Raw genomic sequence first — 3,447 nt, 5'->3', positions numbered from 1 at the left:
CAGCTATAGCCTGCCCCTCCCCACAAGAGGGACTGAGCCAGTGTAGCCTATGCCAGCGCCATCAGTAAACCGCAGAAGTACTGGCTCAACGAAAAAGACAAAATAAACTTATAACGACAATTACCATCTGAAATCTAAGAGAGCAGTCGAGAACTGCAGTAGTAGGAAACGTCTGAGAAGTTCTCGACTGCTCTAAGCGTCGTTGGGCTGCTGCCTGAAGGCGGAGGCGGTGCCAGCCCTGTTCGACCGATGAGCCGAGCGACCTACTCCTGGATCAAGCGACGCAGGACCGTTGGCAGGATGCCGCCATTCTTATAGTACATAACATCGACCTTGCTATCCAGGCGAGCAATCGTCTGGAAGGTAAAAGTTGAGCCGTCCTCACGGGTCACGCGCACAGAGACCTCCTGACGTGGTTGCAAGTCCTGCTCGATGCCCAGAATATCATAGCGCTCGCGTCCGGTCAGGCCCAGCGACTCCTTATTCTCGCCTGGGCGGAACTGCAGCGGTAGGATGCCCATCCCGACCAGATTGCTGCGGTGGATGCGCTCAAAGCTCTCGGCGATGACCGCGCGGATACCTAACAGCAGCGGCCCTTTAGCAGCCCAGTCGCGCGACGAACCGGAGCCATATTCCTTACCGGCGATCACCAGCAGCGGCACGCCTTCCGCCTGGTAGCGCATAGCCGCATCGTAGATCGTCATCTCCTCGCCCTCGGGGAAGTGAAGCGTGTAGTACCCCTCCTTACCGCCCACCAAGCGATTGCGCAGGCGGATATTAGCGAAGGTGCCACGGACCATCACCTCGTGATTTCCGCGGCGCGCCCCATAGGTATTGAAATCGCGTCGCTCCACTCCGCGCGCCAGCAGATACTTGCCTGCAGGGCTATCGGGAGAGAAGCTTCCGGCGGGAGAGATATGGTCTGTAGTGATCGAATCATCCAGCATTACCAGGACCCTGGCCCCTTCGATGGCCTTCAGAGGAGGCGGCTCAAGGGCCATATCCTTGAAGAAAGGCGGCTCCTGGATATAGGTCGAATGCGGGTCCCAATTGAACAGCGGGCCAGTGGCATTGCTCAGCGAGCGCCAGTGTTCGTCACCCTCGAAGACGTGGCTATAGTTCTTCTTAAACAGCTCGGGCGAGATCGCGCGGCTCACCACCGCATTGATCTCCTCCTGGCTAGGCCAGATCTCGCGCAGATAGACAGGCTCGCCGTTCACATCGTAGCCGATAGGGTCCTTTGTGAGATCAATATCGACAGTGCCAGCCAGGGCATAAGCCACCACCAATGGGGGTGAAGCCAGAAAACTCGCGCGGACCTGGGGATGAATGCGACCCTCAAAATTGCGGTTACCTGAGAGCACCGCCGCCACGACCAGATCATTGGCCTGCACAGCCTCAGCCACCGGTTCTGGCAAGGGACCACTGTTCCCAATGCAGGTGGTACAGCCGAAGCCCACCAGATGGAAGCGCAAGGCCTCCAGATAAGGGAGAAGATCAGCGCTCTCCAGATAATCAATGACTGCCCGTGAGCCAGGAGCGAGGCTCGTTTTCACGGTAGGCTTCACGCTCAGACCCCGCTCCACAGCATGCTTGGCCAACAGACCGGCAGCGACCATCACTGAAGGATTGGAAGTATTGGTACAACTGGTAATGGCCGCAATAGCGACTGCTCCATCGCTAAGAGTGGTCTGCGTATCACCGATGCGCACGGTCGTGCTGCGCCGATGACCATTGCTCCCGATGCGATCGGCATAGGTCTCACGGAAGACCTGCCCCACGCGTGCCAGCGGTACGCGGTCCTGGGGGCGGCGCGGACCGGCCAGGCTCGGCTCAATCGTTGCCAGGTCCAGCTCCAGAAGATCATCGAAAAGCGGCTCGGGGAGATCATCGCTGCGGAAGAGACCCTGAGCGCGAGTATAGTCCTCAACAAGCTGCACCAGTTCGGGATCGCGTCCCGTACTGCGGAGATAGCGCAGAGTCTCCTCATCGACCGGGAAAAGGGTTGCCGTAGCGCCAAACTCGGGCGACATATTGGCGATCGTCGCACGGTCAGCCAGCGAGAGATAGCGTAGACCAGGCCCGGTGAACTCCACAAACTTGCCTACCACGCCACGTTTACGCAGCAGCTGAGTCACAGTCAGCACCAGATCAGTGGCCGTGGAGCCTTCAGGCAGCGCGCCAAAGATGCGCACACCGATCACTTCGGGCATCAGCAGATAGAGCGGTTGACCTAGCAGGACAGCCTCAGCCTCGATTCCACCGACGCCCCAGCCGAGTACGCCTAACCCATTGACCATCGTCGTATGGGAATCCGTGCCCACCAGCGTATCGGGAAAAGCAAGGCGTTCCCCATCCTCCTCCTTTGTCATCACAACCGAGGCCAGGTACTCCAGGTTGACCTGATGCACAATGCCCGTGCCGGGAGGCACGACACGGAAATTGCGAAAAGCCTGCTGTGCCCAGCGCAGCAGCGCGTAGCGTTCGCTATTGCGTTCATACTCGCGCTCCACATTGCGCTGAAAAGCCAGTGCCGAGCCAAAGACATCGACCTGCACCGAGTGATCGATGACAAGGTCGGCAGGAACCAGAGGGTTAATCTTCTGGGGATCGCCGCCCATGCGAGCAACGGCGGAGCGCATGGCAGCCAGATCGGCGACCGCAGGGACGCCAGTGAAATCCTGCAAGAGCACACGCGCTGGCATAAAAGGAAACTCCTCGTCGCTAGTGGCGGCCTTACCAGGCTGCCAGCGCGCCAGAGCCAGCACGTTTTCAGAGGTGATCAGCTCGCCGTCACAGTGGCGCAGCAGATTCTCCAGCAGGATTTTTACCGTGAAGGGGAGGCGCTCCAACTGCACGTTCTGACTGGAAAGCGCCCCAAGGCGATAGTATGTAACAGTGCCATAGCTGCCGCTCAACTTTGAGCGAGCTTGGAAGGCATCATTGTAATTAGCCATGCTCTTCTGACCTCTATCCTCTCATAGGTTCGCGATCTTGGGGAAAGCGCAGGGCTGGTAGCTAGGGGAGTGGGATTGAGAGAGAAGCGCAGTCGGTAACGAGCGCGCGATGTCCACACAATAGGATTGGGGCCACCTCATCTAAGGAACTCCCCTACGCCACTCGGGTTTCCTAACCGCCAGCGTAGCGATGGGTGACGGCTACAACAGTATTCAGCTTCATTAATTATAATGGATGAGCAAGAGCCACGGCAAGCACGCGGGAACCTCTAACCTGTATCGTACCATCTCACAGTAACTGGTAGTCGCACAGAAACCGGGAATGGGCGGGGGAATAGGAAGAGAGAGCTAGAAAAGGAGAAAGGAGAGGAGAGGGAGGAGAAAAAAGGTAGGGGTCCGGGAGAGCCAATGTGTCCGATAGAAGCTTACACAACGAAGAGTGAACACCGCACGGAGAGACAAAGATGCTACTCGTTTCAAAACCCGCAAC

Annotated in this window: 1 protein-coding gene; it reads right to left on the bottom strand. The window is 58.0% G+C overall.

From position 1 onward, the window contains the following. Positions 1–263 precede the first annotated feature (263 nt). Complete coding sequence (gene acnA / locus IRZ24_RS18340) at positions 264–2,957, bottom strand: aconitate hydratase AcnA (RefSeq protein WP_297167536.1); 2,694 nt, start codon at positions 2,955–2,957, stop codon at positions 264–266. Positions 2,958–3,447 lie beyond the last annotated feature (490 nt).

It is taken from the genome of Thermogemmatispora sp. (genome assembly GCF_019683755.1).
Classification (GTDB): domain Bacteria; phylum Chloroflexota; class Ktedonobacteria; order Ktedonobacterales; family Ktedonobacteraceae; genus Thermogemmatispora.
This window is presented reverse-complemented; position numbering and strand designations above follow the sequence as displayed.